This is a genomic window from Halobaculum gomorrense, assembly GCF_900129775.1.
GTDB lineage: Archaea > Halobacteriota > Halobacteria > Halobacteriales > Haloferacaceae > Halobaculum > Halobaculum gomorrense.
On sequence record NZ_FQWV01000007.1, the window covers coordinates 79,384 to 106,201 of the forward strand.

At 70.2% G+C, this 26,818-nt stretch carries 28 protein-coding genes and 1 tRNA gene; 13 read left to right on the forward strand and 16 right to left on the reverse strand.

What is annotated here, in order from left to right; genetic code table 11:
• Positions 1-218: 218 nt before the first annotated feature.
• The 6 genes from BUE16_RS12490 (at position 219) to hjc (ending at position 5,422) form a co-directional block, all read left to right on the forward strand.
• Complete coding sequence (locus BUE16_RS12490; protein WP_073310206.1) at positions 219-1,859, forward strand: DUF4382 domain-containing protein; 1,641 nt, start codon at positions 219-221, stop codon at positions 1,857-1,859.
• Between the two features lie 131 nt (positions 1,860-1,990).
• Entirely contained in the window at positions 1,991-2,515 is a 525-nt protein-coding gene (locus BUE16_RS12495; protein ID WP_073310208.1) for a DoxX family protein, read from the forward strand.
• Between the two features lie 13 nt (positions 2,516-2,528).
• On the forward strand, positions 2,529-2,819 hold the full coding sequence (locus BUE16_RS12500; RefSeq protein WP_073310211.1) for a hypothetical protein: 291 nt from the start codon (positions 2,529-2,531) through the stop codon (positions 2,817-2,819).
• 228 nt (positions 2,820-3,047) lie between these two features.
• A complete protein-coding gene (locus tag BUE16_RS12505) occupies positions 3,048-4,097 on the forward strand; it encodes an AAA family ATPase (protein ID WP_073310213.1) in 1,050 nt (349 codons plus the stop codon).
• Positions 4,094-4,843 carry a protein sorting system archaetidylserine decarboxylase gene (locus BUE16_RS12510; protein ID WP_079991648.1) on the forward strand — a complete coding sequence of 250 codons (750 nt, stop codon included), beginning with the start codon at positions 4,094-4,096 and terminating at the stop codon, positions 4,841-4,843. Before BUE16_RS12505 ends, BUE16_RS12510 begins: the two co-directional genes overlap by 4 nt.
• A gap of 90 nt (positions 4,844-4,933) precedes the next feature.
• A complete protein-coding gene (hjc, locus tag BUE16_RS12515; RefSeq protein WP_073310215.1) occupies positions 4,934-5,422 on the forward strand; it encodes a Holliday junction resolvase Hjc in 489 nt (162 codons plus the stop codon).
• 31 nt (positions 5,423-5,453) lie between these two features.
• Here the strand turns inward: hjc and BUE16_RS12520 are convergent, their stop codons facing one another.
• Positions 5,454-6,245 carry a class I SAM-dependent methyltransferase gene (locus BUE16_RS12520; RefSeq protein WP_073310217.1) on the reverse strand — a complete coding sequence of 264 codons (792 nt, stop codon included), beginning with the start codon at positions 6,243-6,245 and terminating at the stop codon, positions 5,454-5,456.
• Between the two features lie 45 nt (positions 6,246-6,290).
• Positions 6,291-7,064 carry an SWIM zinc finger family protein gene (locus tag BUE16_RS12525; protein WP_200778433.1) on the reverse strand — a complete coding sequence of 258 codons (774 nt, stop codon included), beginning with the start codon at positions 7,062-7,064 and terminating at the stop codon, positions 6,291-6,293.
• Positions 7,065-7,221: 157 nt separating this feature from the next.
• Between BUE16_RS12525 and BUE16_RS12530 the strand changes: the two genes are divergently transcribed.
• A complete protein-coding gene (locus BUE16_RS12530) occupies positions 7,222-7,428 on the forward strand; it encodes a DUF7472 family protein (protein ID WP_073310219.1) in 207 nt (68 codons plus the stop codon).
• A gap of 11 nt (positions 7,429-7,439) precedes the next feature.
• On the opposite strand, the gene BUE16_RS12535 is transcribed toward BUE16_RS12530, so the two are convergent.
• Together BUE16_RS12535 and BUE16_RS12540 are read right to left on the reverse strand one after the other, a co-directional pair.
• Positions 7,440-8,540, reverse strand: coding sequence for a hypothetical protein (locus tag BUE16_RS12535; protein WP_073310221.1), 1,101 nt, complete (start codon positions 8,538-8,540; stop codon positions 7,440-7,442).
• A 63-nt stretch (positions 8,541-8,603) separates the two neighbouring features.
• Positions 8,604-9,707, reverse strand: coding sequence for an aminopeptidase (locus BUE16_RS12540; RefSeq protein WP_073310223.1), 1,104 nt, complete (start codon positions 9,705-9,707; stop codon positions 8,604-8,606).
• A gap of 147 nt (positions 9,708-9,854) precedes the next feature.
• Between BUE16_RS12540 and BUE16_RS12545 the strand changes: the two genes are divergently transcribed.
• The 3 genes from BUE16_RS12545 to BUE16_RS12555 all read left to right on the forward strand — a co-directional run bounded on the left by BUE16_RS12545 (position 9,855) and on the right by BUE16_RS12555 (position 11,798).
• A complete protein-coding gene (locus tag BUE16_RS12545) occupies positions 9,855-10,778 on the forward strand; it encodes a decarboxylating 6-phosphogluconate dehydrogenase (RefSeq protein ID WP_073310425.1) in 924 nt (307 codons plus the stop codon).
• Positions 10,779-10,984: 206 nt separating this feature from the next.
• Complete coding sequence (locus BUE16_RS12550) at positions 10,985-11,566, forward strand: 2Fe-2S iron-sulfur cluster-binding protein (protein WP_073310225.1); 582 nt, start codon at positions 10,985-10,987, stop codon at positions 11,564-11,566.
• A gap of 159 nt (positions 11,567-11,725) precedes the next feature.
• Positions 11,726-11,798: transfer RNA gene (locus BUE16_RS12555), tRNA-Arg, on the forward strand.
• A gap of 293 nt (positions 11,799-12,091) precedes the next feature.
• Here the strand turns inward: BUE16_RS12555 and BUE16_RS12560 are convergent.
• The 4 genes from BUE16_RS12560 to BUE16_RS12575 form a co-directional block, all read right to left on the reverse strand.
• A complete protein-coding gene (locus BUE16_RS12560; protein WP_073310227.1) occupies positions 12,092-12,823 on the reverse strand; it encodes a GNAT family N-acetyltransferase in 732 nt (243 codons plus the stop codon).
• Positions 12,824-12,896: 73 nt separating this feature from the next.
• Positions 12,897-13,940, reverse strand: coding sequence for a zinc-dependent alcohol dehydrogenase family protein (locus tag BUE16_RS12565; RefSeq protein WP_073310427.1), 1,044 nt, complete (start codon positions 13,938-13,940; stop codon positions 12,897-12,899).
• A 129-nt stretch (positions 13,941-14,069) separates the two neighbouring features.
• Positions 14,070-14,267, reverse strand: a complete 198-nt coding sequence (locus BUE16_RS12570) for a hypothetical protein (protein ID WP_073310229.1) — start codon at positions 14,265-14,267, stop codon at positions 14,070-14,072.
• A gap of 78 nt (positions 14,268-14,345) precedes the next feature.
• Complete coding sequence (locus tag BUE16_RS12575) at positions 14,346-15,935, reverse strand: FAD-binding oxidoreductase (protein ID WP_079991637.1); 1,590 nt, start codon at positions 15,933-15,935, stop codon at positions 14,346-14,348.
• Positions 15,936-16,059: 124 nt separating this feature from the next.
• Here BUE16_RS12575 and BUE16_RS12580 point away from each other — a divergent pair, with 124 nt between their 5' ends.
• Positions 16,060-16,452: a hypothetical protein gene (locus BUE16_RS12580; RefSeq protein ID WP_073310231.1), complete on the forward strand. Its 393-nt coding sequence runs from the start codon at positions 16,060-16,062 to the stop codon at positions 16,450-16,452.
• A gap of 9 nt (positions 16,453-16,461) precedes the next feature.
• Here BUE16_RS12580 and BUE16_RS12585 read toward each other — a convergent pair whose 3' ends face one another.
• From BUE16_RS12585 to eif1A, 5 genes are all read right to left on the reverse strand, one after another.
• Positions 16,462-17,058, reverse strand: coding sequence for a GNAT family N-acetyltransferase (locus tag BUE16_RS12585; RefSeq protein WP_073310233.1), 597 nt, complete (start codon positions 17,056-17,058; stop codon positions 16,462-16,464).
• A gap of 152 nt (positions 17,059-17,210) precedes the next feature.
• Entirely contained in the window at positions 17,211-18,875 is a 1,665-nt protein-coding gene (gene thsA, locus BUE16_RS12590; RefSeq protein WP_073310432.1) for a thermosome subunit alpha, read from the reverse strand.
• Between the two features lie 275 nt (positions 18,876-19,150).
• Positions 19,151-19,714, reverse strand: a complete 564-nt coding sequence (locus BUE16_RS12595) for a KH domain-containing protein (protein ID WP_073310235.1) — start codon at positions 19,712-19,714, stop codon at positions 19,151-19,153.
• A 105-nt stretch (positions 19,715-19,819) separates the two neighbouring features.
• On the reverse strand, positions 19,820-20,755 hold the full coding sequence (gene rio1 / locus BUE16_RS12600) for a serine/threonine-protein kinase Rio1 (protein ID WP_073310237.1): 936 nt from the start codon (positions 20,753-20,755) through the stop codon (positions 19,820-19,822).
• A 79-nt stretch (positions 20,756-20,834) separates the two neighbouring features.
• Complete coding sequence (gene eif1A, locus BUE16_RS12605) at positions 20,835-21,125, reverse strand: translation initiation factor eIF-1A (protein WP_073310239.1); 291 nt, start codon at positions 21,123-21,125, stop codon at positions 20,835-20,837.
• Positions 21,126-21,285: 160 nt separating this feature from the next.
• On the opposite strand from eif1A, the gene BUE16_RS12610 reads away from it, so the two are divergent.
• A complete protein-coding gene (locus BUE16_RS12610; RefSeq protein WP_073310241.1) occupies positions 21,286-21,465 on the forward strand; it encodes a DUF7470 family protein in 180 nt (59 codons plus the stop codon).
• Between the two features lie 54 nt (positions 21,466-21,519).
• On the opposite strand, the gene BUE16_RS12615 is transcribed toward BUE16_RS12610, so the two are convergent.
• The gene (locus BUE16_RS12615) at positions 21,520-22,536 is read right to left on the reverse strand and encodes a tyrosine--tRNA ligase (RefSeq protein WP_073310243.1); all 1,017 of its coding nucleotides are present in this window, start codon (positions 22,534-22,536) and stop codon (positions 21,520-21,522) included.
• An 82-nt stretch (positions 22,537-22,618) separates the two neighbouring features.
• Entirely contained in the window at positions 22,619-23,749 is a 1,131-nt protein-coding gene (locus BUE16_RS12620; protein ID WP_073310245.1) for an ORC1-type DNA replication protein, read from the reverse strand.
• A 306-nt stretch (positions 23,750-24,055) separates the two neighbouring features.
• On the opposite strand from BUE16_RS12620, the gene BUE16_RS12625 reads away from it, so the two are divergent.
• Entirely contained in the window at positions 24,056-24,688 is a 633-nt protein-coding gene (locus BUE16_RS12625) for a response regulator (RefSeq protein WP_073310247.1), read from the forward strand.
• 49 nt (positions 24,689-24,737) lie between these two features.
• Here BUE16_RS12625 and BUE16_RS12630 read toward each other — a convergent pair whose 3' ends face one another.
• Entirely contained in the window at positions 24,738-26,801 is a 2,064-nt protein-coding gene (locus BUE16_RS12630; protein ID WP_073310249.1) for a MutS-related protein, read from the reverse strand.
• Between the last annotated feature and the right edge of the window lie 17 nt (positions 26,802-26,818).

Here is a 26,818-nt window from a genome sequence, read left to right on the forward strand (position 1 = left end):
ATACCCGGGAGTGGTGGTGCCGCCGGTGAAACGCTGTCGGAGCGCGCCGCCGACCACCGGTGTCGACCGTCGGACGCCGCCCGTCTGCGTTGGACGCCCCCCGTCTGCGTCGGGGCCGAATCCGACGCCTGCTCCGGATTAATTCGGCTGAATCCTGGTCGAATCCGGATTTGTGGCCTCTCCGGTATATATTGGTGCCGCTGCAACGACCGCTTGCAATGACCCGACACACGACCGGCTGGGCCGCCGCTGCCGCGGCCCTGATGTTGGTCCTCGCCGGCTGCGCTGGCGGCGTCACCGCTCCCGGAACGGAGCGCGGCGCGTCCACAGCCAGCGGGGACGACGGGGGAACCGTCAACTTCTACATCAGCGACCAGCAGAACGCGATCGACCAGTTCGAACACCTGAACGTCACGATTACCCAGGTCACGCTCGTCCAGGCCGACGGTGACGACGAGTCCGAGACGGAGTCCACCGAGAACACGACGACGGAGACCGCGACGCCCGAGTCGGACGACGCGGACGATGGCGGACAGGTCACCTACCAGGTCGACAACATCACCGTCGATCTGACCGAGCTGCAGGGCGCCAACGCCTCCAAGCTGGGCTCGGTGCCGGTGCCCAACGGCACGTACACGAAAGTGTTCGTCGAGGTCTCGTCGGTGAACGGGACGCTCACCGACGGATCCTCGGCGGACGTGAAGCTGCCGTCGAACAAGCTCCAACTGAACACGGACTTCACCGTGAGTAACGGCGAGGCGGTCGACTTCGTCTTCGACGTGACCGTCTTCGAGCGCGGCCCCAACGGCTACATCCTTAAGCCGGTCGCCAGCGAGTCCGGCACTGGCGACGAGGTGGAGATCCGGGCCGTCGGCGACCGCGGCGAGTCGGGCGACGGCGGAGCCGACAACGAGGAGTCCGGTGACGACGCGGGCGGCGAGTCCGACCGCGGCGGCAACGCCTCCGACGGCGCGTCGGGGCAGTCCTCGATGGACTTCTACCTCAGCGACGAGCAGAACGCGATGGGGGACTTCGCCCACCTCAACGTCACGGTGACGAAGGTCGGGATCCACGAGGCGAACGGATCGTGGATCGAGAAGGATGTCGCCGATCAGAGCGTCGACCTGACGACGCTGCAGGGCGCGAACGCGACGAAGCTCGGCACCTTCGGCGTCGAGAACGACACCTATGACAAGGTGTTCGTCTACGTCGACGGGATCGACGCGACGCTGGAGAACGGCGACTCCGCGAACGTGAAGCTGCCGTCGAGCAAGCTCCAGTTGCACACGGAGTTCACCGTCGGCGACGGCGAGGAGATCGACTTCGTCTACGACATGTCGGTGTTCAAGGCTGGCAAGTCGGGGAAGTACATCCTCAAGCCCGTCGTCAGCGAGTCCGGCACCGGCGAGGAGGTCGCCATCGAGGATATCGACGAGCGTGAAACCGAGTCCGAGACCGAGGGCACCTCCGAGAACGGCTCAGGCGACGCCGAGACGGAGATCGCGGCGCTGAACGCCTCCTTCGTGGGGAACGTCTCCGCGGGCGCGAACGCGACCGTCGAGGTGACGCGCAACGGCTCCGCCGTCGAGAACGCGACCGTCGTCGTCACGCAGACGGCTGACGGCAACGAGACGAGCGAGACGTACACCACCGACGCGAACGGAACGGTCGCGTTCGCGGTCGACGCGAACGCGACGACGCTCACCGTCGAAGTGACGGACGCCGACGGTGAAGTCGAACTCGAACGCGAGTTCGAGGGTGAGGCGATGGCCGGCGGTTCCACTGAGACGAGCGCCGGCAGCGACGATGCCGGCGCCGGCGGCGACGACAGCGCGGCGCTGCGATCCGCCGCCGTCTGATCGGCGATCGCGGATGGACGATCGAGCGGTACGGCAACGCTCGCACGACTTTCGACGGCTTTCAACCGCTGGGAACCACCTCCGGTTTATACCGGGATAGCCGTGCAATCAACACCTGTGAGGTGAGACCCATGGCATACTCGGAAACAAACCCGTTGGCCGCGGACTTCGGCTTCGACATCGGCGGACCGCTCGCCGCCTACTGGATCGCCCTGCTCCGGGTCATTACCGGCTGGTGGTTCTTCCACGCCGGCGTGACCAAGCTCATCGAGAGCGGGCTGAACTTCACCTACGGCCCGATGTACCTGAAGGGGATGACCGGCACCGCACTCGGACCGATCCCGGTGTGGATGGGGAACAACCTCGCTCCGGTCATCGAGGCGGGCGTTCCCCTCGGGGAGACGCTCATCGGTCTCGGCCTGATGGTCGGCGCGATGGTCCGGCTGGCCGCGCTCGCCGGCGGGTTCTTTATGACCCTGTTTTGGGTCGGGAACGCCGGCTTCGGTCACGGCCTCGTCAACGGCGACCTCATGGGCCTGCTGCTGTTCGGCACCATGATCGTCTTCGGCGCGGGCCGCTACTACGGGCTGGACGCGATCCTCGAGAAGACGCGACTGGTGGAGGCGTACCCAAAACTCCGCTACCTGCTCGGCTAAGGAGGTGACACCCATGAAACAACCAGATATCATCGACAAGGTGGCAATGGCGTTCAGCGCGGCCCTGATGCTCGTCGGCATCGTGGGGCTCGGCATCGTCGAGATCATCGCGGGGAAGCCCTACGGGGCGGCCCCGCTGACGAACGAGGCGGGCGAGGTCATCGCGACTCCCGCCGTCGACCCGACGCTGCGGACCGGCCTGGTCATCCTCGGCCTGCTGGTCCTCGCGGTGTGGGGCCTCTACCGGATGGCCTCGACCGAGCCCGCCGAGGGCGACGCCCGCCGCGAAGTGACGGCGGACTGAGCGAGCACCGGGAGCCGACCGCCGATCCGACCGCACGGGTCGAACCCGAGTTCGACCGCTATTTTCGCGGTGCACCCGACCCGACAGCGGTGCCGCCGCGGTAGCCACCCGCCGCTTCGTCCGCGCCTCGAACCGGGCTATCACTGCCCCACCACCGGCCCATCACTGCCCTGCCACGGCAGCGCCGAACGGCAGGGTTCAAGCCGTCCGGGCGGCTACCACGCGGTAATGGACGGCCCGCTGTGGACGGACACGCACGCCCCCGCGCTCGCGGACCTCCCGCAAGACGACGTTCGCGAGCGGCTCTCGCGGGCGGTGGACGAGCCGATGAACCTCGTGGTCCAGGGTCCGCCAGGGTCGGGCAAGACCGCCGCCGTGCGCGCGCTCGCGGCGGCGGCCCACGGCGACCCCGACAACGACCTCATCGAGATCAACGTCGCGGACTTCTTCGGCCGCACGAAAAAAGAAATCCGCGAGGACCCCCGCTTCGAGTCGTTCCTGACGGGGCGGTCGCGGATGGCGAAACGCGACATGATCAACCGCGTGCTCAAGGAGTCGGCGGCGAACGCGCCGATGTCGGGGTCGTACAAGACGGTCCTGCTGGACAACGCCGAGGCGATCCGCGAGGACTTCCAGCAGGCGCTGCGGCGCGTGATGGAGCAGTACCACCGCACCACCCAGTTCGTCATCGCGACGCGCCAGCCCGCGAAGCTCATCCCGCCGATCCGCTCGCGCTGCTTCCCGGTGCCCGTGCGCGCGCCGACGACCGACGAGACGATCGACGTGCTCGCGGACATCTGCGAGGCGGAGGGCGTCCCCCACGACGACGACGGCCTGGAGTTCGTCGCCAGCGCGGCCGCTGGGGACCTCCGGAAGGCGATCCTCTCGGCCCAGACCACCGCCGTCGAGCACGACGAGGTGACGATGACGGCCGCCTACGAGACCCTCGGCGAGGTCGGCACCGACGACGCGGTGCTCGCGGCGTTGTCGGCCGCCCAGGCAGGGGAGCTGACGGAGGCTCGATCCGCCCTCGACGACCTGCTCCACGACGACGGGTACGGGGGCGGCGACCTCCTGCGGGAGATCCTCCGCGTCGCCCGCTCGAAGTCTGACGCCTCGCCCGAGGCGGTCGCCCGACTGCACGCGCTCGCGGGAGAGGTCGACCTCGACCTCGTCGAGGGGAGCGACGATCGCATCCACCTCACCCACCTGCTCGCCGCGTGGGGTGCCGGGCGGTCGACGACCGAGGCGGCCGTCCGCGACCCCGCCGACGCATGAGCGCGGCACCTGACTCGACGGCCCCGGCAGCCCGATCCGCCTCGATCGAGCCGCGGTCGCTGCCCGACCCGCTTCCAGACATCGCACACGGGAGCGGGCGCCGCGTCGTCGCCCCATTCGCGCTCGCGCTCCCGTTTCTGGTACTCGTCCCGCCGGTGGGCCTGCTGCTGCTCGCGGTCGGCGCCTTCTCGGTGTACTTCTACCGCGACCCCGAGCGCGACCCGGCGGGCGAGGGGATCGTCTCGCCGGCCGACGGTCACGTCTCGGTGATCCGCGAGGACGGCGACCGCGTCCGCGTCGGCGTGTTCATGAGCCCGCTCGACGTCCACGTGTGTCGGGCGCCCGCCGACGGGGCGGTGACGCGCCTCGACCACCGCGGCGCGGCCCACAAGCCGGCGTTCGCCAAGGAGTCCGAGCGCAACGAGCGCTTCGAGTACAGCCTCATCGACAGGGAGGGTGACACCGACGGCGAGGGCGGGACCGCCGACGATGGCGATGCGGACGACCAACCGAGTACGGACGCCGACCGCACCGACGGCGCGCTCATCGCGGGCTGGTTCGCGCGCCGGATCACCCCCTACGTTTCGCGTGGAGACGCGCTCACACGCGGCGAGCGACTCGGCTACATCGCGTTCGGATCGCGCGCCGACGTCGTGCTCCCCGAGGGGTACGACGCCGCAGACGTGCGCGTACGCCGGGGAGAGAAAGTCAGAGCGGGCGAGTCGGTCATCGCGCGCCGCGACTGACTGGACCCGAATCTGCCCCCGCTGTTCACTTACACTCCGCACTCCCTCGCGACCGTGTGGGTTATCCGCACCACCGAGCCACCTTCTGCCATGCCGGGGAATCCGAAGGGCGACCGCCGGGAGCGCGAACTCGTCAACAGGCTCCACGACGCCGGCTTCGCGGTGATGCGCGCGCCCGCCAGCGGCTCCTCCACCGACCGCGAGCTCCCGGACGTGCTCGCGGGCGACGGCCGCGTCTTCTACGCCGTCGAGGCGAAGTCCTCCTCGGGGGACCCAATCTACCTCCGCGGCGAGGAGGTCGAGGCGCTCATTTACTTTGCGCGCAACTTCGGCGCCGCCCCGAAGATCGGCGTCCGCTTCGACCGCGAGGACTGGTACTTCTTCCACCCGGGCGACCTGCACGTCACCAACGGCGGCAACTACCGCGTGAAGAAGGAGGCGGCGCTGGCCGACGGCGAGACCATCGACGACCTGCTGGCGGCCAGCGAGGACACCGAGTCCGACACCAGCGTGAGTGAGGTGCTCAACGCCGTCGAGCAGGGCGTACTCTCGGCCGAGGAGGCGGAGGAGATGCTGTAAGTCGGTTGGTTGCGGCTGCCGGGTCGGTTCGCTACACGTAGCCGCTCACGACCTCGACCGCACGCTCGTACGGAAACGGCCCGCCGAGGTCGGATAGTCGCTCGTGAAGCGCCGACTCGAACGCGCGCCGCCGGTCGCCCAGCGTCTCCGGCGAGCAGAACGACAGCGACAGGACGTAGCCGACGACCGCGTCGGCATCGAGGACACGCCGCTCCGTCGTCGTCGCCGATTCGACCGCCGTGAACCCGGCGTCTCGGAGGTGGTCGCCCCACGTGCGGTCGTACTCGACGGGGCCGGTGCGGTCGGGGACGTCGTCGACGTACTCCGCGACGACCTCGTGCACTGTCTCCTGCCAGTCCTCGGTTCCTTTCGTGAGCCACTCCGTGTCCGAGACGAGCGCGACGCCCCCGCCCGGGTCCGTCACGCCGCGGATCCGTTCGAGCGTCGCCGCGCTGTGCATCCAGTGGAACGACCGGCCCATCGTCGTGAGCTGGAACGCCCCCGAGAGGGCGTCGAGGCTCCCGATATCGGTGTCGTCGCCCTCGACGAACCGGACCGACTCTGCGCTCGCGTCGCCGGCGCGCTCGCGGGCGGCCGCGAGCATCGCCGGACTCGGGTCGACACCGACGACGGCGGCCGCGTGGGACGCGAGCGGGACGGCGAGTTCGCCGGTGCCACAGCCCACATCGAGGACCCGCGCGCCAGGGTCGTCGGCGCGGAGGTCGAAGCGGTCGCACAGAAGCTCGACCACCGCGTCGCCGTAGCCGGGCCGGTGGCTGGCGTAGTGGGTGGCCGTGCTCTCGAAGCGTGGCCCGTCGGCCATCGTGGGCGTCAAACGACGCGCCTTGATAAAAGGGCTGTCGTCGCCTCAGATCCCGATCACGGGCGTCCCCGGCCGCTCGCCGGGGTCGAGCCGTCGGAGCCGTGAGGCGGGGAAGCCGTACCGCTTGCGCCCGGAGACGTCAAGCGGGCCGGGGCTGGCGGGGGCGTTCCCGACGTACACCGCCTCGATCACCGGCTCGTGGACGCCGTAGTCGGCGTTGGTCTCGTAGTCGCTGATCCGCTTCCCGTCCTTGGTGCGGTACTCGTCGGCCCGCGTCGCCCTGATGCCGGTGACGACGAGCAGCTCGTCGGTCTCGCGGTCGCGGACGAACGAGCCGACGGCGGGGCGGTGGTCGCCACAGAGGAACGCCCCCGTCTCGCGGGCCGGGACGAACACGCCGCTTCCGCAGACCGCGCAGGCGGCGACGCGCTCGCCCGGAGCGGGCACGCGGCCGATGCCGACCGCCATGTCGACCCGGCGGAGGTGCTTACAATGGTTCCCGCGGATCGCGTGGTCCGGGCAGGTGCAGGTCTCGCTCCCGAGGTCGACGACGTACGTGCCTCCTTCGGTATCGACGAGATACTGGTCGTCGTCGCGGAGGGCGTACACCGCCATCGGCTCCGTGCGAGCGCGGACGGTTCGCGCGGCGTCGCCGGCTTCGGCGTCGCCGCCGCCGTCCGGGCCGCCGGGTCCGTCGGGCCCGTCCGGTTCCTCGGGTGCGTCGCCGGGGATCGGAGTTCGACCGCGCGCGCCGCGGTCGTCCCGGACGCCGTCGCGACTTCGGCTCGGTCGCTCGTCGGTGGTGAGTGCGGGTGCCATGTGAACGACCGAGATACGCGTCGAGCGAACCTAAGCCCTCGGTCGCTCCGAGTCGACCGCTCCAGACCGGACGGGTTCGCTCGTCCGCTGCGCGGCCGATCCGGGGGCTGGCGGTCGCTTCGAAGCCCTTTTGCCGGGTCCACGGGTACGCCGGAGCATGGAACTCGACGCCGAAATGCGCCGCAAGATCGCCGTCTCCGTCGGCGCAGTCGTCGTCTTCATCGCGCTCTTGATTTTCATCGGGATCCAGTACACCAACGGACACGACCTCAGCGAGATCGGCGCGTACTACTTCGTCGGCGCGATCGGACTGTTCATCGTGCTGATGGCCGCCGCGGGCATGCTTCTCGACCGCGGCGAGTAGGGTCGTCCCGCTCAGGCGGCCGCGCCGCCGGCGTCCGACTCGTCTCTGTCGCGCCAGTCGACGACCTCGTCGGCCTCGCCAAGCGACCGGCTGTAGTACTCCAGCGGATGCGGCGCGACGCTGCGGTGGTTGTGCTCGTTCTCGCAGATCCCGTACTCGCCGAGCGTCCGGCACGAAGGCGGGGGGTACTGCGCGCCGGAGTCGTCCCGGAGGTACGCGAAGCGATCGGCGACGAGTTCGGGGTCTAGCCCCGACAGGGCGACGGCCTCCTCGGCGTCGAGGTTGAGCCCCGCAAGGAACGCGAGCAGCGAGAAGCGCTCGTGGGGGTCCAGGTCGTCCCCCGCCTGCGCGCGACCCAGCAGCTTCGCGACGCACGGCGGGAAGTGCTCGGGTGCGACCACGTCGAGGTCGGCCGTGACGCTCCGGTCGGCGAGCAGGTCGCGCAGGTCGCTGATCTCGGCTTCCAGTTCGTCGGCCAGCTCCTCGCCGACGCCCTCGAACGGCAGCCCGTCGCCGACGCGGTCCTCGACGGCCTCGCGGAGCAGGCGATACAGCTCCTCGCGCTCGGTGCGCACCTCCCCGGCGACGAGTTCGCGGTTGACGAGCCGCCAGTCGTCGCCCCAGTCGGGGTCGACGTACGAGAGGTACGCGCCGACGCCGAGCCAGAGCCACGTCCCCTCCACCTGCCCGGGTTTCGGCTCCTCGACTCGGACGGCACCGTTCAGGTCGAACTCCCGTAGCAGCGCGTCCCGATCGACGCGTGCGGGGTCGCGGCGGGCGCCGTCGTCGCGGTCGCGCTCGACGTCCTCGGTGAAGCGGCGGTAGGCGGTGGCCGCCTCGGCCTCTGCGTACTTCTCGACGGCCGCGCGGGAGTCGAGCAGTGAGACGAGGATCCGCGCGATGGGATACGACAGGAGTTCGTCGCGGGCGTCCCACCCGCGGTCGTCGTCCGCCTCGACGGTGCCCTCGGTGAGCGCGCGCTCGACCCGCTCGCGGCCGCGGTCGACTGCCGGGTCGCCGTCGGCGACGAGCGCCGCGAGGTCGACGCCCGACTCGCGGACGGCCTCGCGGGCCGCCGCGAAGAACGGATACCGGGCGTGTTGCGGCTCCATGATCGCGTGTTGGTGGTGGTGGCCGGGGGTTAAGCGCGACGGTCTAGGGGGAACCGACGCGGCTCACGCCGACTCGAAGCCGTCCTCCCAGCGGAACGTCCCGTTCCGTTGAACCACCTCACCGTCGACGAACAGCCGCGAGTCCTCCGACATATCCGTGATCAGGTCGACGTGGACCGCCGAGTCGTTGCCCGCCTCGCCATCGGGGAGGCAGGCGTCGTAGGCACGCCCGACCGCGAGATGGACGGTGTCGCCCATCTTCTCGTCGAAGAGAATGGAGTCGGTGAAGCGGTCGATCCCGCGATTCATCCCGATGCCGAGTTCTCCGAGTCTCCGTGCCCCCTCGTCGGTGTCGAGCACGTCCGCGATCGCCTCCTCGCCCTGTTCGGCGGCGAAGTCGACCACCTCGCCGTCCTCGAAGGCGAGCGAGACGCCCTGCACGCGCCGGGCGTCGATGGTCATCGGAACTTCGAAGAACACCTCGCCCTCGGTGGCGTGGGGGGCGGTGAACACCTCTCCCGACGGGAGATTGTGGGAGTCGTAGGCGACCGAGGCTGCGGAATTGACCGCCGTACGCCCCTCGATGGACATCGTGAGATCCGTCCGATCCTTCTCGATGCGGACCTCGCTGCCGGCGTCGAGGACCTCCTTCATGTTCGCCATCTCGTCGGCCAGCGACTCCCAGTCGCGGAGGACGGCGTCGTAGACGAACTCCTGATACTCCTCGTAGGCCATCCCGGCCTGCTGGGCGAGCGAGCGTGTCGGGTGGACGGTCGACACCCAGTCGGTGTCCATCCGCGCCTCGCGGGCGGCCGTGCCCGCCTTGCGCGCGGCCGTCCGGCGGTCGCCGTCCACGTCCGCCAGCGCTGTGGTGTTTCGTCCGCCGCCGACGCGGAGATACACGTCTGCGGCCGAAAGCATCGCCAGTTCGGGGTCGCTGCCGGCCAACTCGCGGTCGTCGTCGCCGGCGCGGAGGAACGCGCGGCTCACCTCGCTGGAGCCGTAGGTACTCAACAGCGTCGCCTCGCGCTTCCCCAGTTCCGCGGCCACCGCGACCGCCAGGTCGTGGGCGCCCTCGGCCACGTCCATCACGACCTGATCGCCCGCCTCAACGCGGGCGCTCCAGTCGACCAGCACCTCGGCGTGCTCGCGCACTCGGTCGTCCATGGGGGATGACTCGGCGGGTGCGCGCGTAAGTTCGACGCTTCCGGGCGGTCCGGCCGCGGTCCCGGCGCCCACGACGCCCCCGCACGCTGCGCCGCTCCCGCACATCGCAACGCCTACGCCCTGCCTCGCCGACGCGCCGGTATGCGCATGCAACTCGGCGTGATCGGACTCGGTCGCATGGGGCAGATCGTCGTCGACCGCGTTCTCGACGCCGGTCACAACGTGGTCGCGTTCGATCTGGACGCGGAGGCAACCGCCGCGGCCGCCGAGGCCGGCGCGGAGCCGGCCGACTCGGTGGCGGACCTGTACGAGCGGCTCAGCGACGGCGGCGACGGCGAGGGAGCCGACGCAGGCGCCCGCATCTGGCTGATGGTCCCCGCCGGCGACCCCGTCGACGCCACCCTCGACGAGCTGGAGCCGCACCTCGACGGCGACGACGTGGTCGTCGACGGCGGGAACTCCTACTTCGAGGACTCCGTCCGCCGCGCGGAGGCGACCGACGCGGCGTACCTCGACTGCGGTACTTCCGGCGGTCCCGCCGGCGCCGAGTTGGGCTTCTCGCTGATGGTCGGCGGCCCCGAGTGGGCCTACGAGGAGCTCTCTCCGGTGTTCGACGCCGTCGCCACCGGCCCCGACGGTCACGACCGCATGGGTCCGGCGGGCTCGGGCCACTACGTGAAGATGGTCCACAACGGCGTCGAGTACGCGCTGATGCAGGCGTACGGGGAGGGGTTCGAGCTGCTCCATCGCGGCCGGTACGACCTCGATCTGGAGGCCGTCGCGCGGACGTGGAACAACGGCGCGGTCATCCGCTCGTGGCTGCTGGAGCTGTGTGAGGAGGCGTTCCGCGAGGAGGGCAACGACCTCGGCGACGTGGCCGACCGCATCGAGGGCGGCTCCACCGGTACCTGGACCGTGCAGGAGGCGCTCGAACAGGAAGTCCCCGTGCCGCTCATCTACCAGGCGCTGGCCGAGCGGTTCGACTCCCGCGAGGAACGATTCGGGCGGCGGCTCGCCAGCCGGCTGCGGTACGGCTTCGGACGGCACGAGGTCCCACGGCGGGACGATTGACATCCTCCTCCGCCTGAAGGCGGAGGAATCCCGACGGCGTTTGGGATATTAGAGTTTGCAGTCTACCACTTGTTCCTGCGGTTGGAATCGAATTTCTATAAGTCGCCGTCGCTCCCGCGAACACGTTCGCCGTCGCCGACTTCGGTGGTTCCCGCCGTCGGTGGATAATCACAACCCTTGTTACCCCCCGCTCCATAGCCGCGGGCATGGTAGACCCCGTGGCTATCGGGTTCGGCGCGGGCCTCGTGTTGGTCTTCGTCGCCCTGCACGTCGCCCGCGGCACCGGCTGGGAGGCCACCGCGGACATCTCCGAGGAGGTCATCGAGCGGCGGGCCTCCACCGTCGAGGAGACGGAGTTCCCTGAGCCGGGGAGCCGCGCCATCGGGGGCGGGAGCGTCCCCGCGGGCGCGGTCGCCGCCGGCGAGGATGGGGAGCTGGAGGAGGGCGCGGCGGCCGAGGACTCGGTCGGTCCCGGCGACATTCCCGACGACGAGATCGAGTACTTCGAGGTCGAGTTCGCCAAGGAGGGCGACACTATCGAGGTCGCCAACAACGAGACCGTCTTAGAGGCCGGCGAAGACGAGGGCTGGGACATGCCCTACGCCTGCCGGCAGGGCCAGTGCGTCTCCTGTGCCGGGCAGATAACCTCCGGCGGCAACGCCGAGGAGTACGTCGAACACGACGACCAGCAGATGCTCGACGACGCCGAACTCGACGAGGGGTACACCCTCACCTGCGTCGCGTACCCCCGCGCCGACTTCGCGATCGAGACCGGCGAAGCGCCCTAACGCGCCGCAGCGACCCGCGACCTGTTCTTCCGAGTTCGCAGCGTTTCACCACCTCGACCCTTCAGCGGCGGCATCGACCGCCGGAGCGTGGTCGCCCATGCGGTCCGTCTCGCGCCGGTTCCGAAGGCTTATTCGCCGGGGCGCGGTACGAGGCTGTGAGGGCGGCTAGTTCAGCGGACAGAACGCTTGGTTCCGGACCAAGAGGTCGGGGGTTCAAATCCCTCGTCGCCCGCTATCTCTCGCACCACACCGTGACGAACGGCACGAACGTAGTGAGTGCCGTGAGGAACCGTGCCGCGTGTGTCGCTTCTGCGAGAGGGATTTGAAGTAGACCGGACGCGCGCAGCGCTAGCGAGCACGTCCAGGCGTGGTTCACGGACGAGCATCGCGAGTCCGTGCGCAGGGAGGAAGCGAGCGGCAGCGAGCGAAGCGACCGCGTTCAAATCCCTCGCCGCTCGTTTTTCGGCGAACCACACCGCGCGCACCGCGAGCACGGCGTAGCGCGTGTGGACCGGGGGGACCGTCTCAGAACGCGTACGTCATCATCGCCTCGTCGACGTGCTCGCCGTCGATGGTGTAGTGGTCTCTCCGGATCGCCTCGGTCTCCCAGCCGTGGTCGTCGAGGAACTCCAGTGCGGCGGCGTTCGTCACCGGAACGCTGTTGTACACCTTCCGGAAGCCGTTGGCTTCCGCCCAATCGAGGCCGCGCCGGAGGAGCTTCCCACCGATCCCGGACCGGCGGTGCTCAGGGACGACGCCCACGGTCTGCTGGGCGGTCTCACGCACCCGCGACACCTGCGGCAGGTCGAGGTGCGTCCACCCGACGAGGTCGCCGTCGACCGCGGCGACGAAGAACACCCGCGACTCAACCGAGTTGTGTCTCGTCACGGTGTCCTCGTACAGCAACTGCTCCGCGATGGTCTCGGCGACGACGTACGTCTCCTCGTCGGTGACCGCGCGGATCGCCGCGACCAGCCCCTCGAAGTCGTCCTGTCGCGCCGGTCGGATGGTGAACGTCGTGTTCGCGCTCCCGTACTCCTCGACGGCGCCAACGTCGAGCGCGACGCGGAGCGTCCCGCCGTCCTCGTCGAGATACCCCCGTGACTCCAGTCGATCCAGTTCTCGCTCGAACTCTTCGGCCGGCGCCGACACCGTCTGTTGGACGATGTGCCGGTTCGCAGTCCCGTGTCGCTCGACGTACTCGTAGATCCGCTTGCTCACCTCGGATTCGAACGTTGGCCGCTCGGCGATCTCCATACGGGACCGTTCGCGCCCTGAGGTTTAGCGTTTGGCACGTGGTACCATTCTACGTGGCACCTGGGGTACCGACCTACTCCCAGGGCTTCACGAGCACCTTCACGGCCTCCCGTTCGTCCATCATGCGGTATCCCTCGGGGACGCCGTCGAGGTCCACGGTCTCGGTGAAGATCGGCGCGGGGTCGAGCGTCCCCTGGAGCACGTCGGCCAGCAGCTCCTCGGCGTACGCCCGGACGGGCGCGACGCCGCCGCGGAGCGCGACGTTGTCGCCGAAGAACGGGAACAGGTCGACGCCGCCCTCCATCCCGTGGGGGACCCCGACGTAGCCGACGGTGCCGCCCGGGCGGGCGGCCTCCACCGCGGTCTCCATCGCCGACGACGCGCCGACGCACTCGAGCACGTGGTTGGCGCCGCCGTCCGTGATGTCGAGCACCGCGTCGACGGCTGCCTCGCCGCGCTCGGCGACCGTGTGGGTGGCACCGAACTCCTCGGCGATCTCCAGGCGGTCCTCGTGGTGGCCGACGGCGACGATCCGCTCGGCGCCCAGCCGGCGGGCGGCGGCGACGCCGCACAGGCCGACCGCGCCGTCGCCGACGACGACCGCGTCCTCGCCGGCTTCGACGCCCGCCGAGAGGGCGGCGTGGTGGCCGGTCCCCATCACGTCGGTGAGCGGGAGCAGCGACCGGAGGGCGTCCTCGTCGTCGGCGTAGCGGTCGGGCACCCGGACGAGCGTGCCGTCGGCGTGCGTCGAGCGGACGAACTCGCCCTGGGCGCCGGCGTTGTCGCCGCCCCAGGAGTCGCGGTTCACGCAGGAGGTGTGCAGCCCCTTGCGGCAGAACTCACAGGAGCCGCAGGAGATGGCGAAGGGCGCGAGCACGCGGTCGCCCGGCTCGACCGAGCGCACGTCGTCGCCGACCGCCTCGACGACCCCCATCGGCTCGTGACCGACGCCGGTGCCGGCGTCGCGGTCGCTCTCCCCGCGGTAGAACCACAGGTCCGACCCGCAGATCGCAGTGTGGGTCACGCGGACGATGGCGTCGGTCGGCTCCTCGATCTCGGGCTTGTCGACCTCCTCGACCCGGATGTCGCCGGGGCCGTGGAACACTGCTGCGCGCATACGAATCTCCACGGTTGCCCGCGGCTTCAACCCCAGCGTGTCGGCGAACGCGGGGGTCACCGCGTTGCGTGTCGCTTCCCGACGCCGTGTCGTCGCGTTCGACCATCGACGGCTCGCCGCGCTCGGGCGTCAGGCCGGCGGCGCCAGCTTCGACCGGCGGACCGTCAGGGTCGCGCCGCAGTCGGGGCACGTCAGCGCCTCGACGCCGTCGCGGTCGCGGTCGCGCACGACCCAGTCGCCGTCGGCCGGCGCGGCGTGGCCGCACTCGGGGCAAAACAGCGTGTTCTTCGGGGGCGGTCGGGGGCTGGGTGTGGAGGGGTCGTCCATATCCCCCGATACGCGCTCGGGACGGATAACCTCGTCCCCGGAATTCTCACACGAGAGAGTCTCTCACCCTCGATCGTGTCATAATCGGCCGCTCGGCGAGAACACCCTCTTGGGGTCCCACTCCCGCTTGGTCTCCCGGAGCCACTCGTAGTTGTCGCCGTACACGTCCCGCGCCGCGTCCTCGCCGCGCTCGGTGCCCGAGAAGTTCGGCAGTTCGCCGGACACGTCTCCCACGTCTCGGACCAGTTCAGCCGACTCGCGGGCCCACGAGACGTGCTCCTCGTCGGCGTCGGGGTGGCCCCAGCAGGCCTCGAAGTTGAGGACGACCTCGGCGTCGCGCTCGGGGACCGCCGTGTCGCCGGGGCCGAGGTCGGCGATCGCGCCGCCCATCGGCCAGACGACGACGGTGCTGTCGGGCCCCCCGTCCGGGGCGCCCGGGAGCGCGGCCATCCGCTCGGCGACAAGGGCGACGAGGTCGTCGGTGAACGACTCGACAGCGACCGACTTCCAGTAGTAGCGCTCGCCGGCGGCCGAGTCGCCGCCGAGGTACCGCTGCAGTTCCCGGTACGGAACGCGTTCGGCGTGGTCGAACAGCGGTTCCGCGGCGTCGCTGCCGCGGCTCGCGATGTCCTCGCTCTCCCGGTCGGCCTCGCGAGCGAGGTCACGAAACGGCGCGAGCGAGCGCTCGCCCTCGGCGGCCGGGCCGGCGTGGGCACCGATGACGCACAGCGCGAGATCGCCCGCGCGGTCGTCGGGGAACCCCGGCTCGTCGGGCACCCGCGCGACGTACGGCGAGACGTTCGTCTCCCGAGAGGCGTCCCGAAGCAGCCGTCGGTACGCGCGCAGCAGCGCCGCGATCCCGTCGGCGTCATCGACCGGGAACCACGTGTCGCACATCGCCACCTCCGCAGGGACCGACACGAGGTCGAACGCCAACTCGACGGCGACGCCGAAGTCGCCGCCGGCGCCCCGGACCGCGCGGAACAGGTCCGAGTTGGTGTCCGGACGTGCCGTGACGCGCTCGCCGGCGGCGGTCACCAAGTCGACCCGGCGGAGGCGGTCGCACGCCAGCCCGTGCGCCCGCGAGAGGTAGCCGGTGCCGCCGCCGAGCGTCAGGCCGGCCACGCCGACCTCCGGGGCGACGCCCTGCGGGGTCGCGAGGCCGTGTTCGGTCGTCGCCGCGTCGAGTTCGCCGATAGTGACGCCCGGCTCGACCGTCGCGGTCCCCGCCTCCGGGTCGACCGTCACCGCTCGCATCGCGCCCACGTCGCACACGAGCACGCCGTCGCCCGTCGAGGTGCCCACCGAGGAGTGGCCGCCCGACCGCGTCGCGATCCCGAGTCCGGTCTCCCGGGCGGTGTCGACGACGCGCGCGACGCCCTCGGGCGTCGTGGGGTACGCGACGGCCGCCGGGAACCCGGAGACGTACCCGTTCCAGACGCGGCGGGCGTCGCCGTAGCGATCGTCGTCGGGCATCACGACCGCCCCGGGAAACAGCGTCCGCCACTCGCCGACGGCCTCGCGCGCCACCGGCGCCGCATCGCCGGTCAGCGACGCCGCCAGCGACGCGAGCGTCTCCGCGTGCGCCTCGACGAGCCCGCGGGCGTCGTCGCGACTGAACTCCGCGTCGGCCGCCGCGGCCGCAGCCCGCTGCGATTCGTCGATCATATCACTGGGTACAACCTCTCGGAGGTGAAAAAACCCGTCGCGGCAGCGGTCGCCCGTGCCGCGTCGGGACCGCCGGCGACGCCGACAGCACAACGGCTTTCGGACCGGCGCGCGGACCCCCGGTATGGACCGACGCCGGGCGGTGGCGTACGCGCGGGTCGGGGTCGCCTACCCCGTCGCCAGCGTCGCCGCCGCCGCGGGGCTCGCGTGGCTCCTCGGGTGGGACCCCGGGCTCGCGATCCTCGCGCTGTCGATGGCCGCTGCGGCGACGCTGACCGGACTGCTCGTCTCGGAGACCGGGGGGATGCGCCCGCCGGAGGCGGATCGGGGGCGCGAGCAACAGCGCGGGGTCCTCGGGCTCGGCGGGAACGGCGGCGGCCCCGGTGGGGCCGGGGACGCCGACCTCCCGGACGTGGCCCGGAGCCGTCGGGCGCGCCTACGGGCGTTCTCGCTGGGACTGTTCGTGCTCACCGCCGCGCTGGTGCTGGTGCTCGGCGGCGTCTTGCCCGGGATCTGAGCGGCCGGCCTACCGAACGCGCTTCCGGTACAGCGTGTTTGCCGAGCGCGCGTCGAGCCGGTCGACCAGCCTCTCGGTCGTCTCCCCGTCGAAGGCCGACGGCTCGACGTAGATCCAGGGCTCGCCGTCGACGCGGCGGCCCCCGAGGACCCGGTCGCCGGCGTCAACGCGGCGGCGGGCCTCGCCGGGGTCGGGCCCGGCTCCCTGCACCAGCACCGCCCACGGTTCGTAGTCGCACGCGGCGTAGAACCCCTCCACGTCGCCCGCGACCGCGACCTCGACCCGGGGGGCCCGCTCGGCCGCGCGATCCTCGAACGCGGCGAGGAGCCGTCGGCCGATTCCCGCGCCGCGTCGCTCCGGCACCACCGCGATCCGGTCGAGCACGACCGCGTCGGGCGCCTCGCCCGTCGGGTCCTCCTCGGGTCGCCGCGGCCGCCCGTGTGCCTCGCCGACGGGGTCGCCGTCGTCGTCGGCGACGACGAACAGGTCCGAATGGGCGTCGTACCGATCGCGGATCGTCCCGGGGGAGGTTTCGCCCCCGCCGTGCTCGCGGGCGAGACGGATCAGCGACGACAGGTCGTCGCCGTCGGCGGGTCGGACGTGCACGGCGTGGATCGACGGTCGCGACGAGCAAAACCGTGACGCGGTGGCGACGGACGACGCCGCCGCTATCGGACGAGGCGTCGAAAGAATCGTGGTCGGTCGGGAGGCGGTGCGCGTCGGCGTCGACGGTGGGGTGGTGCGTGCCTGACCGGCGCTTACATCGCGCCGCCCATGCCGCCCATGCCGCCCATGCCGCCCATACCGCCCATGCCGCCGGCGCCGCCGGGGCCGCCGGCGGGCTCGTCGCCGCCGTCGTCGGTGCCGCCGCCCTTCAGGTCGCCGGCGGCGATGACGTCGTCGATGCGGAGGATCATCGTCGCCGCCTCGGTGGCGGACTCGATGGCCTGCGTCTTGACGCGGAGCGGCTCGACGACGCCCTCGGCCTCCATGTCGATCACATCGCCCGTGTAGGCGTCGAGGCCGGCGCCGAACTCGCCGCCGTCGTGGCGGGCGCGCAGGTCGACCAGCGAGTCGATCGGGTCGAGACCGGCGTTCTCGGCGAGGGTGCGCGGGATGATCTCCAGCGCGTCGGCGAACGCCTCGACGGCCAGCTGCTCGCGGCCGCCGACGGAGTCGGCGAAGTCACGCAACTGCAGCGCCAGCTCGGTCTCAGGGGCGCCGCCGCCGGGGAGCACCTGCCCGTCCTGCAGCGTCGTGCGGACGACGCCCAGCGAGTCCTCGATGGCGCGCTCGACCTCGTCGACGACGTGCTCGGTGCCGCCGCGGAGGACGAGCGTGACCGAGCGGGCGTCCTCGACATCCTCGACGAAGATACGCTCGTCGCCGCCGATGTCCTTCTGGGCGACGGAGCCGGCGAAGCCAAGGTCGCTCTCCTCGAGGTCGTCGAGGTTGGCGACGACGCGGCCGCCCGTCGAGCGGGCCAGCCGCTGGAGGTCGGACTCTTTCGCGCGGCGGACGGCGAGGATGCCCTCCTGCGCGAGGTAGTGCTGGGCCATGTCGTCGATGCCGTCGCCGACGAAGACGACATCCGTGCCGACGGCGCTCAGCTTGTCGACCATCTCTTTGAGCTGCTGTTCCTCCTGATCGAGGAACTGCTGGAGCTGGTCGGGGTCGGTGACGTTGACCTCGGCGTCGATCTCGGTCTCCTTGACCTCGATGGCGCCGTCGAACAGCGCCACGTTGGCGTCCTCGACCGCGTAGGGCATGTTCTCGTCGACGCGCTCCTTGTCGACGATGACGCCCTCGATGAGCTCGGAGTTGCCGATGGCGCCGCCGACGACGGTCTCGACGGAGACGTTGTCGGTGTCGACGGTACCGTCGTCGTCCCGGACGGCGAGCACGGCGTCGACGACCAGTTCGGCGAGCGTGTCGCGGGCGGACTCGGCGCCCTTGCCCGTCATCGCCGTCGCGGCGATCTTCTCGAGCGTCTCGCGGTCGTCCGCGGTGACATCGATGGCCTGCTCGTCGAGGACCTCCTTGGCCTTCTCGGCGGCCTGGCGGTACCCCTGCGCGATGGTCGTCGGGTGGACCTCCGAGTCGATGAGCTCCTCGGCCTGATCGAGCAGCTCACCGGCGATGACAACGGCCGTCGTCGTGCCGTCGCCGACCTCGTCTTCTTGGGTCTCGGAGACCTCGACAATCATGTTGGCCGCCGGGTGGTCGATGTCCATCTCCTTCAGGATGGTCACGCCGTCGTTCGTGACGACGACCCCGCCCGAGGAGTCGACGAGCATCTTGTCCATCCCTTTCGGTCCGAGCGTGGTGCGGACGGACTCCGCGACGGCCTTGCCGGCCGTGATGTTCATCGACTGGGCGTCCTTGCCCGACGTTCGCTGGCTGTCCTCCGAGAGTACGATCATGGGCTGGTTGCCCATCCGCTGGCGCTGAGACATGAGTCACTCTGTGATTGTTTTCGATTCTATAAAAACCTTTCGGCAAGAGTTCGTCAACGGCTCGCACGGCTCCGTTGCGTGCGCATGTGATGCGTTCTCATGGTTTATTTATATACGGGACTGTCGGCGTCGATTCCCCTCGGTGTCTGGAGGTAGCAGTCGGTGACCCGCGGCTGGCTCCGGGAAGGATACGAGGAAGAATCGGAGACTGAGGGCTGACGGCGAGCGCAGCGGCGGCCGCCCTACCGCGGCTCCTCGGCGTTGCCGGAGGGGGTCGACAGGTCGGGCGCGCCGTGGATCTCGTTGTGCTTGCGCTCCAGGAACGAGTAGACGGCGCCGTGGGGTGCGCCGTCGAGGATCATCCCCGTCGCGCGGCGGATGGCTTCGACCTCCTCGGGTTGGCCGATGACGCCGAGGGTGGTCCCCTTGATGACGACTTCCGCGCCGGAGAGGTCCTCCATCAGTTCGCGCGTGCGGCCGTTCTCGCCGATGAGGCGGCCCTTCTGGCGCTGGAGGTCGTTCTTGTTGCGGGTCTCCGATGCGAGGTCGACCAACTCGAACCGTCGCAGGTCGTGCTCCAACAGCGAGAGGGCCGACTCGGGCGTGAACCCGCGGCCGATGGCGCGGACGATGTCGGGAGCGACCAGGCCGGCGACCGGGTCGCCGACGGCATCGATGGCGACCGAGCCAGACTCGGAGTCGATGTCGAGTCGGACCTCGGCGCGGTCTTCGATCTCCCGCATCGTCTCGCCGCCCTCGCCGATGAGCACGCCGATACGGTCCTGCGGAACCTTCACGTGCTGCATACACCCGAATTTCGGCCGGACGCGGATAAGAGTTCCTTCGGGAACCCGCCGCGTCAGCGGGTCACACGCGTGAACTGTCGATCACACGCCGGCGGAGTCTCTGGGTCATTCGTCGGCACCACCGTCGCCGGCGCGGTCGGCCGGGTTCGGATCGGTGTCGGGCTCGGGGTCGGCGGCCGGCTCCGGCTCGGGGTCGGTGACGTACTCGTGGAGGTCGTCGGCCTCCGTGTCGAGCCCCTGTCGGGAGAAGAAGGAGGCGACGTTGCGGCAGTCGCGTCGGAGGAACTCCTCGGCGTTCGGGTGGTGGACCGTCACTGCCTGCCCGAGATCGATGACGACCAGCTCCCCGTCGTGGATGATGAGGTTGTACTCCGAGAGGTCGCCATGGATCAGTCCCGCCGAGTACAGGCGGCGCATGTACTCGCGGACGACCTCGAAGGCGGTCTCGGGGTTCTCGACCGACACCTCGGCGAGCCGGCGCGCGCGGTCGTCGGCGTGGCCGACCAGCTCCATCACGAGGACGTTGCGCTGGACCGCGATGGGCTGGGGCACACGCACGCCCGCCTTCCGCGCGCGATAAAGGTTCGAGAATTCCTTGCGCACCCACGCGACGACGACCTGCTTCTTGTCCGAGCCGATCCCCTCGAAGCGGGGGTCGCCCTCGAGGTAGTCGCGCATGTGCCGGAAGTTCGAGGTGTTAATCCGGTACACCTTCGCGGCCACCTCGCGCTCGTCGGCGCCCAGCGCCTCGTACACGTTTGCCTCCTTCCCCGTGGACACCGGGCCGCCGAACGCGACGATATGGCCGTCGCGGGTGAGCTTGTACAGCGCCGCGAGGGTGGCGTCGTCGAACACCGACGCCTCGACTTTGAACTGCTCGGTGTTCTTGACGCGCTTGCGGAACTCGTCGAACTCGTCGTCCTGTCTGCGGGCGATCTCGTCGGCCTCGGTCTGGGCGATCTCCTCGAGGTCGAGGTCCTCCCACTCGTCGCCCGGCGCGTCCGCCTCGTCGGGTTCGACGAACCCGAACTCTCCGGTCATCTTCTCTTCTGTACGCGCTCGGGAGTGAAAAGCACCGGCACCCCGAGGGCGCCGTCGCGTCGCCGCGACCGGGGTCGACTCAGGCGATGTGGCCCTCGTCGCGCAACTGATCGGCGTCCTGGCTCTCGTAGCGGTGTTCGATGTCCGCCTTCTCGTCCTGCCAGTCCCAGGGGCTGACGAGGACGAGGTCGCCCTCCCGGATCCAGGTCCGTTTTTGCATCCGGCCGGGGATGCGCGCGGTGCGTTCGACGCCGTCGTTGCACCGGACCTTCACGCGGTTGGCGCCGAGCATCTCCGTCACCTCCGCGAACACTTCGTCGTCGTCGGGCATTCGGAGGTTCTTGCGACCCGTCGAGTCGCCGTCGCTCATACTCTTGTGTTCTCACGTCCGACAGTTAAACTCGGTGGGTGCGTGGCCGAACGGAGGTGAGACCACGACAACGCGAACACCGTGCGCCGACAGCAGGGCGACCCGTAAGCGGGCACGACGAACTCGCCGCGCTTTTCACCGCCGATCGCCACGACCGGGTATGATCGACAAACTCGGCACCGCCGGGATCGCCGGCGCCCTCATGCTGCTGGCGGGGCTCGCGCTCGTCGCGTGGTCGGCGCCGATCGTCGCGGTCGGCTTGGCGCTCGTGCTCGCGGGTACCGGCCTCGTGGTGAAGGGGCTCGCGACCGGCCTGCTGAAGCAGTTCGGATTCGCATAACACCGGTTTCCGGGACCTGGCGGCCGCGAACCCGACGACTCCCGTATTTCGTCGCTACGACCTGTCCAGCTCGCGCAGCACCTCACGGCCGGGCGCGATCAGCTCGTCGAGGTAGTCCGCGAGCGCGCCCTTCGCGTCCGCAGGGTGGAGCTCGCCCGCTTCCAGATCCGCCGCCAGCGGCTCGTAGTCGTCGTACGCGAGGTCCCCGCCGTACTGCTCGGGGCGCTCGACGACGACGGTGTCGAACCGCGGGAACACGGAGTACTCGAAGATTTCGAGCACGGGATTCTCGCGCTCGTTGCCCTCGTCGTCCGGCTCGGGATCGTGTGTCGGCGGACAGAACGCGCTGTTGATCTTCTCCTCGATGTCAGCGGTCGAGTCCTCCATCGAGATGGTCGTGCCCGACGAGGAGGACATCTTGCCGACGCCGGTGTCCAGGTCCGCGAGGATCGGCGTGTGGAGGCACGGCCGCGCCTCGTAGTCGTGGTCGCTCTCGCCGTCCATCGCCGGGATCTGCTCGCGGTGGAGCATGTGGACCTTCCGCTGGTCGAGCCCGCCGACGGCGAGGTCGAGATCGAGGTAGACGATGTCGAGCGCCTGCATCAGCGGGTAGACGAGGTGGCTCACCTTCGCGGTGTCGCCGCCTTGGATCTCGGCCATCGCGCGCTGTGCGCGGTTGAGCGTCGTCGACACCTCCAGCTCGTGGGTGTCGAGGACGTACTCCTCGTCGAGTTGGAACTCGGAACCGTAGACGAACTCCGTCGACTCGGCGTCGAGGCCGTACGCGAGGAACTGGTCGCGCATGCGCTCGGCGGTCTCGCGGATTTCGGCGAACGTCCCCTTGTCGTTGAGGTAGGCGTGCACGTCCGCGAGGAGGACGACGACCTCGAAGCCCGCCTCCTGCAGGTCGATGAGCTTCGTCGCCGTCAGCATGTGCCCGATGTGGAGGACGCCCGACGGCTCGTAGCCGACGTACACCCGCTTGCCCTCGGGGTCTTCGGCTAGCGCGCGCACCTCGTCGTTGGTGACCACCTCGGTCGCATTCCGGGTGATCAACTCGTAGGCGTCCATACGCGAGGGTGTCGCGTGCGCCGAGTATGTCTTTCGGATGTGTGCGACCCGTTGCCCGGTCGCTACTCCACGTCCCCGATCGCTACCCCTCGATCCGCTCCAGCACCGGCTCGGGGTCGTACGCCAGCGAGATCGACCGCGAGCGCCCCCGCCCCTCGACCTCGGCGTACTCCGTCTCGACGAGGCCGAGTTGGTCCAGCTTGTTGACGATCTCCGAGTACCGCGTGTAGCCGAGGTCGGTCCGCTCGTGGAACGCCTCGTACACCGAGCCGGCCTGCTCGCCGTCGTGCTCCGCGAGCACCGCCACGAGCGCCGTCTCGGAGTCGGAGAGCCCGCGCAGACTGCGCGACAGGTGGACGTACTTCGACTTCTCGTACGCTTCGTCCACGTCGTCGACGCTGATCGTCCGGGAGGCGCGCATCTCGGCGTTCAGTCCCGCCCGCCGCAGCAGGTCGATGCCGACGCGGAGGTCGCCGGACTCGGCCGTCAGCTCCGCGACCCGGTCGAGTTCTGCGGCGCCGAGCACGCCGTCGTGGAAGCCGCGCTCGGCGCGCTCGCGGAGGATGTCGACCACCTCGTCCACGTCGTACTTCGGGAAGTACACCTCCTCGGGCCGGAACACCGACTGCACCCGCGAGTCCAGCTCCTCGATGACCGACAGCGACAGGTCCGAGGAGACGCAGATGACGCCGACCTTCGCGCCGGCGTGGGCCTCGTGGGCCCGAAGCAGCGAGTACAGCGCGTCCGACGCCTCGTTCTCGTAAAACAGATAGTTCACGTCGTCGAGTGCGACGGCGAGCACCTCGTCCTCCTCGACGAGGCGGTCGGCGATCTGGCCGAACAGCTTCTTGAACGAGATGCCGGAGCTGGGCGGCTCGTAGTCGAAGACGCTCTCGAAGATGCGCGAGAACACCGCGTAGCGGGTGGAGTCGACCTGGCAGTTGACCCGCACCGTGCGCACGTCCGTCTGCGCGCGGAGCTCCGAGAACAGCTTCTGGACGGAGGTGGTCTTCCCGGTTCCCGGCGGCCCGCGGACGACGGTGTTGAGCGGCCGCGACCCGCGCGCGGCCGGCCGGAGCGCGTACTTCAGCGACTCCAGTTGGCTCTCGCGGTGGCGGAACGTCTCGGGAACGTAGTCGATCTCGAAGACGTGCTCGTCCCGGAAGACGGACTCGTCCCACGACAGCATCCCGTCTTCGGGGTCCCCGGTCATGATACCGGACCCTCCCTCGCCCGATCACTTAATCGTTCCCCGGAGCCGGAGTGAAAGTGAAATCAGGATGAGTACGCCGAATACCCGGATCTCAGCCCCGATACGATTTCAGTATCGCCGGGGTCGTCGACCGCCCGTCGGATGGGAGTAGTCGCGGGTCACGCTCGCGCTCGCGTTCAGCCGCGGTCAGTCGCGATCGATTCTTATCGCCACACTGTCACGACGGCTGTTTCGTCCACTGAATCCAGCTTAATCCGACGAACGTGTCGGCGGGGTTGAGGAGGGTCCCGATCGTCGTCCGGATCGATGACAGAGGATATCGATGACGCTGAGGGGGATGGCGGTCCGGACCGGGCGGACCGTCCGCACGTCCTCGTCGTCGACGACGAGGCCGACGTGCGGGAACTGTACGCGGACCTGCTCGCCGCCGAGTACGCCGTGTCGACGGCTGCCTCCGGCCCCGAGGCGCTCGACGTGCTCGACGACTCGGTCGATGTCGTCCTGCTCGATCGCCGGATGCCGGGCCTCCACGGCGACGACACGCTCGACCGGATCCGCGCGTCGTCGGTCGACGTCCGCGTGGCCGCCGTCACCGGGGTCGCCGCCGGCATCGACGTGGTCGGGCTCGCGGTCGACGCCTACCTCGAGAAACCGGTCGCCATCGACGACCTCCGCGAGACCGTCGACCGACTCGTCCGCGTCGCCCGCTACGACGACCGCGTCCGTCAGTACTTCGCGGTGATGCAGAAACAGGCCGCGCTCGAAGACGCCGGCGTCGGTCCGGTCGACGGCGAGTACGGAGAACTCGCTCACCGTCGCGAGACGCTGAAAGCCGGCCTCGACGACCTCCGCGCCCGGCTCGATCCAGAGGACTACGAGATCCTGTTTCGCGATCTCGATACGCCAGGTCACGAATCGCCCGCGGACCTGTACGCCTGAGCTCCCCTCGCCCACGCGAACGTCCGACCACAGGGGACCGCTCGGCCCCTCAAAACTTCTTCAACAGCCCCTCGTAGAACGCCGGACCGCCGGCGTCCGTGTCGGTGGCGTCGGTCGCGTCGCTTCCGGTCGTCGCGCTCCCGGGCTCACCCCTCTCACCGTCGGCGTCCTCGCGCGCCTCCCGCGCCAGCTTCTCGACGATCAGCTCCGGCGTCGAGCGCGCAAGGTGGTCTTTCCGCGGCGAGCGGTTCACCACGAGCTCGCCGTCCTCCAGCCCCACGGCCTCGATGCCGTCGACCGCGACCTCGACGGCGGCGGCCTCGCGGATCTGTCGCGCGAGGTGGGAGACGAACACGCCGGTGGCGCCCTGCTCGTCGAGCGCCTCGAGGATGCCAGCGATGATCTTCGCGGAGGCGCCGGGCTCGGTGATCGACTCCAGTTCGTCGACGAGCACCAGCCGTCCCGCCGCGCCCGATACGAGGTCGCCGAAGTCCCGCAGCGTCGACTCGAACGCGCCGGCGTCGAGCGTCCCCTGCGACTTCGCGTAGTAGTGCAGCTCCGAGACGCGCCCCACGCGCGCCGACTCGGCGGGGACGGGCAGCCCCATGTGCGCGAGTGTCACGATCAGCGCGACGAGGTCCAGCGTCGAGGTCTTTCCGCCGGAGTTGACGCCCGACAGGAGCGTGACGCCCGAGACCGCGTAGTCGACGGGCTCGGCCTCCGCGAACGGCACGTCCAACAGCGGGGAGCGCCCGCCCTCGATGTCGAAGCCGGCCCCCTCGTCGTCGATATCGGGAACCACGCAGTCGAAGTCGCGGGCGAAGCGCGCGACCGCCAGCTCCACGTCGAGTTCGAGCGCGTCGGCGACGAGGTCGGCGGAGGGGTCGCGCAGCGCGGCGAGATCCGTTGCGAGTTCCGACTTGAGCGCCACCGCCCGCCGGTCGCGGGCGGTCTTCAGCTCGGTTCGTAGCCGGTTCAGCGGCTCCTCGTTGTGCTCGGTCGGAAAGGTCGGGTCGCCGGCGAAGATCCGCCCGGTGAACTCCGCTTCGCTCTCGTTCAGTCGGAGCGCGTCCGCGAGGTGCTCGCGCGCCTTCCGGATCGCGGCGTCGTACTCGTCGGCCAACTCCCGCGAGAGCAGGCTGTCGACGCGGGCGCCCTGCTCGACCAGCGAGAGGAAGTCGGTCCCTTCGATGGTCACGTCCTGCTCGCGGATCGCGTCGCGGAGGTGGTCGTTGGCGACCGACTCGGCCGTCGAGACGGCGGCGTCGAGGTCGTCGACGGCGTTCGCCAGCCGCGTCAGCTCCTCGTCGCCGCGGACGGTGCCGTCGTCGTCGAGCCGCGAGAGCGCGTCCCGGAGCGCCGCCGGGTCGACCGCGGGCTCGATGCCGGCGGCCTCGTGCACCTCCAGCGCCGCGAGCAACTCGGCACGGTTCTCCGCGAAGAACGCGAGCAGGCGCTCGGGGACGACCTCCTCCGGGTTGTTCTTGGGGTCGGTGATGACGCGCACGTCGCCCTCGACGTCGACGCCGGCGAACGTCTCGTCGAGCGCGACGACGGTGGCGTACGAGCGTGCCAGCTCCGACAGGTCGCGGGCGTCCTCGACGACCTCGACGGACAGCTCCGGGAACGCGTCCTTCACCGCCGCGTAGCGCTCGGCGTCGGCGGTCGCGAGCGCCCGCTCGCGGACCCGCAGCCCCCGCGGCTCCGACGGCTGTTCGACCCCCGAGAGCGCGTCGAGCACGTCGTCGCTCGGCTCGCACTCGACCGCCCCGGCGGCCCACTCTCGCACTTCCTCGATACGGGACTCCGTGGGCGAGGGGTAGATGGTCCGCAGGCGCTTCTCGGCGTAGTCGGTGACGGCGCGCTCTTGGAGGAGGCCGAGCGCGTTCTCGTACACCTCGCGGGCGCGGTCGGTCGCCAGCCAGCCGCCGGGGTCGTCGTGGCGCTCCCGGATGGCGCCGCGGGCGATGGCGGCCGCCCGTCCCTCGGTGAGTCCGCTGGCTCGGGCCAGCGTCGCCACGTCGCCGCGACGCAGCGCCGTTTCCGCGCCGTCCAGATCCGCGAGGGCGTCGGCGGTCTTCTCGCCGACGCCCGGGACCGACGTGAACTCCATTCGGCACCCGGTAGCGC